We start from the raw sequence: 7,146 nt of genomic DNA, 5'->3' as shown, positions 1-7,146 counted from the left end.
GGACCGGGGCCGAGGACGACGGAGGGAACGAGGGGAGCGGCGGCGGGGGCGACGAGGACGACGCCCGCCCCCCGGAGTCCCGTCCGCCGGGGCCCTGGCGGCGCCCCCGCGTGTGGGCCGCGGCGGGCGCGGGTCTGGCGGCGCTCGTCGTGGGCCTGGCCGTGGTCCCCGGCGCGCTCGGCGACGGCGAGGGCGGCGGCGGCGAGAGCCCGGGGAGCGTCATGGGCGCCCCTGCCACGGCCGACCCCTGCGCCCTGATCGACGCCGAGGCGCTGGGGGAGTTCGGCAGCGCGCGACTCGACCGCGACTACGGGAACTTCGACCGGTGCGACGTGCGCGTGCAGGTGCCGGAAGGCGGCGAGGCCGACCTGATGGTGGACCTCAACAACGCGCCCGCGCCCGAGGCCATCTCCGGGTCCGAGCAGGTGGGGGACGTCCGGGTCGTCTCGTTGGAGCGCGACAGCACCGAGTGCGTCCGCTTCGTCCTCCTCGCCGACGGCAACTGGATCACCGTCGCCGCCAAGTACTGGGACGAGGGCGCCCCCGACCTGTGCGCGATGGCCGACTCGGGGGCCGCGCGGGTGGCGGAGGTCATCAACGAGCGCGGCGTGGTGCCGCGCCGGGAGGCCGAGTTCGTCGAGACCTCGCTCGCGCGGCAGAACGCGTGCGCGCTGCTCAGCGGCGAGGCGCTGTCGGCCGCCGTGCCCGGCCTCGACACGGCGGACGCCGACACGGGGTTCTCCAACTGGCAGTGTGAGTGGTACGGCACCACCGACGACGACTCCGTCCTCTTCCGCTTCGACCGCGCCGAGCCGCTGACGTCGGAGGACGGCACGGCGACCCAGGTCAACGGCTATGACGCCGCCGTGCAGCCCGAGGGCGAGGGCGAGGACACCTGCCTGGTGCAGCTGGAGTACCGGCCGTACACCGACGAGGAGGGGGCGCCCGCGGTGGAGAAGCTGCTGCTGTTCGTCGGAGGGCCCCGGGACATGGAGACCCTGTGCGCCTCGGCCACCGACCTGATGGCGGCTGCCTCGGCCGCGCTCCCGCCGCTCTAGCGGCACGGGCGGGGACCGGTCGCGGGCCGGTGCGGGACCATCGCGCGAGAACGGTTCGAGCAACGTCGGTGAGATCACGGGGAGTCGGCATGGCGATCACCACCAACCACCGCAGCCTGGCCCGGGGTGTGCCCCCGGCGCCCACCGGCACCATTCACGCCCGCAGCATCGGCAGCGACATCGCCTTCCGCCCGCGCGAGGGGCGGCGGATCACCTTCGGGCGCAACAGCGGCGACGTCCAGGTCTGCATCGGTGGCGACGACCGGCGGGTCAGCCGCCGGCAGGGCACGCTCACGCACGAGGACAGCCGCTGGTGGGTGCGGAACCTGGGACGGCTCCCGATCCGGCTGCCCGACTCCCAGCTGCTGTTCACCGAGGAGGAGCCGGTCCCGTTGCGCACCGGCTACACGCCGCTGTTCCTGCGCGGCTCCAGCGGCCGTGAGCACCTGCTGGAGCTGTATGTCACGGGCGAGGACGAGTCACGGCCCGGCCCCGAGCCGGACGATCCCACCCAGGCGCCGCGGACGTGGCACCTGGAGGCCGACGAGAAGCTGGCCCTGGTCATCCTGGCGCGGCGCTACCTGCTGCACGAGGCGGGCCCGCAGCCGCTGACGTGGCGGGACGCCTTCAGCGACCTCTGCGCGTTGCAGCCGGACGCCGGGTGGACGGTGCCGATCCTCCAGCACATGATCGAGGACGTGCGCAAGCGGCTCTCCGCCGAGGGCGTGCGCGGGCTCACCGCGGCCGAGGTCCAGCAGCCCGTGGGGAACGCGCTCAACGACAACCTCATCAAGGAACTGCTGCTCACCACCACGATCGTGCCGACCGATCTGGCCGTGCTGGACGGGGCGTTCGGCGAGTGACCCGGCCCGGCGGTCAGGGGGCCTCCCGCAGGCAGCGGAGGCGTTCGGCCGCCAGGCACGCGCGGCCCAGGCCGGTCCTGACCGCGGCGGCGCTGCTCCCGCTGCACTTGACGATGTAGAACAGCCCGATGTTGATCGCCGTGACCATGGCCGCGTACACGCCCACGTCGTGAACGGCGTCGAAGGAGATGGCGAGCGCGATCGTCCACACGGCGAGGGAGTAGAACGCGGCGGTCGGCGTCCAGGTGGCGAACATCTCCAGCCCGGCGATCCTGCCCGTGGGGACGGTCGTCAGCCCCTCGGCGCGGGCACGGGCCACGGCGGCCCGCGCGAACAGCAGGCAGGCGGCGTTGCACAGGGCGACGCAGGTGATGCCGATGCCGGTGAAGACGGGCCACCAGCTCCGCTGGAACAGCGTCGGCGGCATCACCAGGAGGAACGCCAGCAGGGCCGCCAGCCGCATGTGCGCCTCGGCGAGGAAGGCCCAGAAGGTCAGCCGCCCCTGCCCGGTGCCGGTGACCAGCGGGGTGAGCCCGGCGAAGAGGTTCTGGTAGTACCGCGCGCCGACCAGCAGGAAGGACAGGCCGACCATCCGCACCGGCAGGCTCTCCCGGAGGTCGGGGATCGGGTAGTCGTCGGCGCGCAGCGGGTCGATGAACGGGATCTCCTCCTCGCCCGCGCCGTTGGTCCGCTGGAGCAGGGTCACCCAGTGGTTCCCCCAGTTCCAGTCCAGGTCGCGCAGCCACCAGGTGATCACCACCGTGGCCGCCACGTACCAGGCCGTCGCCGACACCCACGACCAGGCGAGCAGCCAGCGCACGTGCATGCCGCGGCGCGGGTCCGCGTACAGCGACTGCTCCCGGCGCATGCGCCACAGCTCGCGCTGGCGCCCAGGCGCCCCCGCGAGCGGCGTGTAGAGGCGGAGCAAGCCGCCCGAGCGCTGGTCGCGCGAAGCGGTCACCGCGGCCAGCTCCTCGTCGAAGAACGTGAGCAGCTGCGGGTAGAGGGGCCGGGTCCTGTCGGGCCGGAAGATCAGCAGCCGCCGCTTCGGGTCGCGGTCGGTCAGGTCCTCGACGAAGCGGGCCAGCAGCGGGGTCTCGGCGTAGAACGCGTCCGGCACCGGCGCCGAGTGCACGCTGTCGGCCGGCCCGCCGGCGATGGCGACCAGCAGCCGCCCGACCGAGTACACGTCGGCCGCCCGCGCCTCCGCGTCGCTGCCGCGCACCTCGGGCGCCACATAGGTGGCGTCGGGGCCCTCGGCGCCCGGAACGGCGTGCGAGTAGAGGTAGTTGACCCCGAGGTCGACCAGGACGAAGGACCGCTCCCCGGTCTCCGAGTGGTGCACGATGATGTTCGAGGGGGACAGGTCGCAGTGCCGCAGCTGCACCCGTTCCAGGTCGGCCATGGCGGCGAACAGCTCGCGGCCGAGGTCGCGCAGCAGGTCGAGCCGTATGGCGTCGGAGGCCGGCTGCCGTCGCAGCAGCTCCGAGAGGGTCTCCCCCGTCACGAACGCCATCAGGATCCACCGCGTGCTGCTCGCCCACACGTGCGCGAGGTGCCGCACCTCGCTGCCGGGGACGGCGTAACGCGACCGGTAGCGGCTGGTGGAGCGCACGATCGTCGGGATGCGCAGATACGGGTAGAGGATGCACTTGAGCGCGAACGGCCTGCGGTGCCCGTGCGCCGCGGTGGCCGGCTGGCCCGTGAGGATGAACGAGGTGGTGCCGTGCCGGTGGAACCTGAGGCTCGCCGTGTCGATCCGCTCCCACTCGTCGCGGGCCAGCGCCTCGTCGGCCGCTCCGCCCGGCGCGACGTCCGGGACGGGCAGACCCGGCGCGTACAGGACGGCGACGGCCTCGCGGACGGCGGGCTCCTCCAGCAGCGGCACGCAGAGCGCGGCGCAGTCGTGGGTCGGCTCGTGGGTGGTCGCCTGGTCGCGGACATAGCGGTGGACATAGGAGTGACGCAGCGACACCAGCGTGAGCAGCAGCAGTCCGAGGCGGCCGTGGACGGCCCGCAGACGCCGCCGCTCGGGCTGGGGGCGGGCGCGGAAGCCGGAACACCAGCGGCCGAGGTCGTCGATGACCCGCTCCCAGGGGCGCTCGAACTCGCCGAGGAACGTGGCGGCGTCGAACGGCAGTTCCCGCAGCAGGCGTATCCACCGCTCGTCCGCCCAGGCGCGTAACTCCTCCTCGCGCGTGGCGCGTTCGCCGCTCCGGGCGGGACCCGCGCCCGCGGTGGAGACCAGGCGTATGACGGCGCGGAGGCTAGTCGGGGCGGCGGTGGGGGGCAACGTCGGCCCTCTTTCCGTCCTCGTGCTTGGCGACCATCGTCAGCTGCGGCACGGCCCGCAGGCGCCCGGCGCGGATCAGCTCGGGGTCGCGGCCCTCGATGGCGCAGTACATCACCTCGTACGCGCCGCGCGCACCGGCGAGGATGCGCCCCGAGTCGATCTCGTGCCGCTTCACCTGCGGCATCCAGGACAGCGGGGCGATGTCGAGCACGAACGGGGCCTCGCCGGGCTCGGCCATCCGCCGCTGGAGCGTGCGGCGTTCGGCGCGGTAACGGGCGATGGCCGCGCCGTGCGCGGCGCCGAGGCCGGCCCTGATGCGGTTGAGGTGGCGGATCGCGTAGCGCTGCGAGAGGGACAGCTTCTGGCGCGGCGGCTGGATGGGGCGGGTGCTGAGCGAGAGCACATGGGTGCAGCCGTCCTGGAGCGCGAGCCGGTACGGGTGCGGGGTGAGGACGCCGCCGTCCAGGGCCCGCCGGCCGCGGAAGTCGGTGGTGCCGCGGAGCGCGACGGGCAGCCAGGCGCTGGCGACGAGCGCGGCGCGCAGGTCGGCGCGCGAGGTGAAGTCGGTGACGGCCTCGGTGCGGAGCTCGTCCACGAGGGTTACGGCGACATGCAGCTTGGTCGGGGAGTCGATGACCGCCTCGTAGTCCAGCGGTTTGACCGAGTCCACGACCTGGAACGCGTAGTCGAGGTCGAGGATCTGGCCGCGCAGGACGCGGCGGAAGTCCACGAACTTCCGGGTGGCCAGGTCGTCGTAGTAGATCGACAGCGGGTACCAGGTGTCGCCGTTGAGGAAGTAGGCGCTGTTGATCGCCCCGGAGGATGCCGAGTAGACGGCGTCGAACGAGCTGATCAGGTCGAGATCCTCCAGCGCGCAGAGCATCGCGGCCGAGACCACCCCCCTGATGCCGCCGCCCTCGACCGCGAGCCCGATCTTCAGGTCGTCCGTCGGCGCGTCGGGGCTGTGCCCCTTCTCGCGGCGGCGACGCAGCGCTTCGAGGACGGGATGGTCCGTCGACCACGGGGTCCCGCCCGGGGCGCTGCCGGTGCCGCTGGTACTGCTGTTCATGAGAACACCCCCACTGTCCGAGACTGGCAGGTTACTCGTCGAGGGGTCAATCCGCGCGCAGTTCCTCGGGTGGGGTGCGCTCCGCGTTGACGTGCTCGGTGCGTTCGAGCTCGCCCCAGACGACGTAGCGGTGGCGCGAGGTGTAGAGCGGGGTGCAGGTGGTGAGGGTGATGTACTGGCTCGCCTCGGTCGCGCCCGACTCCTCGGGGATGGGGTCGAGGACCTCGGTGTTGTATTTCGAGGTCTCCGGGAGGATGGCGTAGGCGCGGTAGATGTACCAGGTGTTCTCGGTCTCGAAGACGATCGGGTCGCCTTCCTCGATGCGCTGGATGTTGTGGAACTTCGCGCCGTGGCCGTCGCGGTGGGCGGCGAGCGAGAAGTTCCCCTCCTCGTCCCAGGGGAGGGCCGACTCGACGGGCGTGTCGTAGTACCCGGCGACGCCGCCGTTGAGTATGTCCAGGTCGATGCCCTGCTTCACCAGGATCTCGTCGCCGCTCATGGTGGGGACGTGCAGGAAGCCGATGCCGTCGTCGGGGTCGAACTCGGCGGGCGCCGTCGCGTCGTCGCCGTCGTCGTCCTCGGAGGCGGCCCACTGGTCGCGGACGGCGTCGCTGTCGCGGGCGGCCTCCTTGTTGGCGACGACGTTGGTCCACCAGAGGGAGTAGGCGACGAAGAGGCCGAGGACGACGCCGGCGGTGATGAGGAGTTCCCCGAACACGCTGACGGCCGTGGCCAGTCGCCGCCTTCGGGCGGAGATGCCGCCGCCGGCGGGGGCGCGGGACTCCTCACCGTCGTCGTCCGTGGCGTCGGGGGCGGTGCCGTCCGTGGCGGCGTTCGTGCCGTCGTCGGGGTCGGGGGCGGGGGCGTTCTCGTCCTCGGTGGTGTCCGCACCGGTGGGCGTGGTGTCGCTCTCGCCGTCCGCGGGGGTGCCGCGCGGCTTGTCTTCTGCGGAGGAGGTCACGTGGCGGTCGCCTCGTTGTCGTGTCGCGTCATGGCTGCGGGGGCGTCAGACGAGGGCATCCGGCTTCCCTTCGCTGCGCGGACGCTCCTCCATCATCTGGCCCCACACAATCAAACGGTAGGTCGACGTGAACTCGGGGGTGCACGTGGTCAGGGTGATGTAGCGCCCCGGCTCGGTGAAGCCGCCCTCTTCCGGGACCGGATCGAGGACGGAGGTGTTCGACGGCGACGTCTGGTCCAGCCGGCTGGTCATCTCGTAGGTGTAGAACGTGTCTTCCGTCTCGATGACGATCGGGTCGCCCGGGTTCAGGTTGTTGATGTAGCGGAACGGCTCGCCGTGCGTGTTGCGGTGGCCCGCGACGCCGAAGTTGCCCTCCTCGTCCCAGGGCATCGCGGTCGGCAGCTGGTCCTCCTCCGAGTAGTGCCCGACCATGCCGTTGTCCAGCACGCTGGCCGGGTCCACCGTCTCGGCGACCGGGACCCGCACGTCCAGGCTGGGGATGTAGAGGATGGCGAAGCCCTGGCCGGGCGAGAAGGCCCCCGGGTCGCGGTTCTCCCCCTCCCCGCCGTCCGAGCCGTCGCCGTTCCACTGCTCGGTCAGGCGGTCGGCCTCGTCGTTGGCGTGCGCCCGCGCCTCCACGTTGGTCCACCAGAGCTGGTAGACGACGAACAGCAGCAGCAGGGCGCCGGTCGTGATGAACAGCTCGCCTATGACGTTGCTTATCGCGGTGCCGGTCTGCTTGGCCGCCTTCGCGGCCTTGCGGCGGGCCGCCCGGCCGCCCGGCCGGTGGCCGCGGGGGGGGGGGGGGGCAGGGGCCGGGGGAGGGGGGCCTCTCCCACACCGAGTCGGGGGGGGCCCCCCCCCGGCCCCTCCAAGGGTGAATGGCGGGGTCCCCGCTCTCC

The 7,146-nt window shown here is 72.7% G+C and carries 5 protein-coding genes and 1 pseudogene; 2 read left to right on the top strand and 4 right to left on the bottom strand.

Annotated elements, in window-relative coordinates:
• Nucleotides 1-1,058: pseudogene (locus tag ADY01_RS39425) on the top strand (serine/threonine protein kinase); the annotation flags it as partial.
• Nucleotides 1,059-1,147: 89 nt separating this feature from the next.
• On the top strand, nucleotides 1,148-1,921 hold the full coding sequence (locus ADY01_RS30255; RefSeq protein WP_049579836.1) for an FHA domain-containing protein: 774 nt from the start codon (nucleotides 1,148-1,150) through the stop codon (nucleotides 1,919-1,921).
• Nucleotides 1,922-1,934: 13 nt separating this feature from the next.
• On the opposite strand, the gene ADY01_RS30250 is transcribed toward ADY01_RS30255, so the two are convergent.
• The 4 genes from ADY01_RS30250 to ADY01_RS30235 form a co-directional block, all read right to left on the bottom strand.
• On the bottom strand, nucleotides 1,935-4,214 hold the full coding sequence (locus ADY01_RS30250) for a protein kinase domain-containing protein (RefSeq protein WP_049579834.1): 2,280 nt from the start codon (nucleotides 4,212-4,214) through the stop codon (nucleotides 1,935-1,937).
• Nucleotides 4,189-5,283, bottom strand: a complete 1,095-nt coding sequence (locus ADY01_RS30245; RefSeq protein ID WP_078900747.1) for a patatin-like phospholipase family protein — start codon at nucleotides 5,281-5,283, stop codon at nucleotides 4,189-4,191. The genes ADY01_RS30250 and ADY01_RS30245 overlap by 26 nt, the downstream gene beginning before the upstream one ends.
• Before the next feature lie 46 nt (nucleotides 5,284-5,329).
• Nucleotides 5,330-6,040, bottom strand: a complete 711-nt coding sequence (locus tag ADY01_RS30240) for a class E sortase (protein ID WP_049579841.1) — start codon at nucleotides 6,038-6,040, stop codon at nucleotides 5,330-5,332.
• A 249-nt stretch (nucleotides 6,041-6,289) separates the two neighbouring features.
• Nucleotides 6,290-7,146: class E sortase (locus ADY01_RS30235; protein ID WP_107081872.1), on the bottom strand; the 857-nt coding region annotated here is incomplete at its 5' end.

This window comes from Streptomyces sp. SBT349, assembly GCF_001083795.1.
In the GTDB taxonomy this organism is placed as follows: domain Bacteria; phylum Actinomycetota; class Actinomycetes; order Streptomycetales; family Streptomycetaceae; genus Streptomyces.
Note: the sequence above shows the minus strand (reverse complement) of the source record. Positions and strands in the feature narration are given on the sequence as shown.

Bases quoted from the DNA above. Each gene is read 5' to 3' on its own strand.
- ADY01_RS30245 (WP_078900747.1), bottom strand. From the start codon at position 5,283: ATGAACAGCAGTACCAGCGGCACCGGCAGCGCCCCGGGCGGGACCCCG.
- ADY01_RS30255 (WP_049579836.1), top strand. From the start codon at position 1,148: ATGGCGATCACCACCAACCACCGCAGCCTGGCCCGGGGTGTGCCCCCG.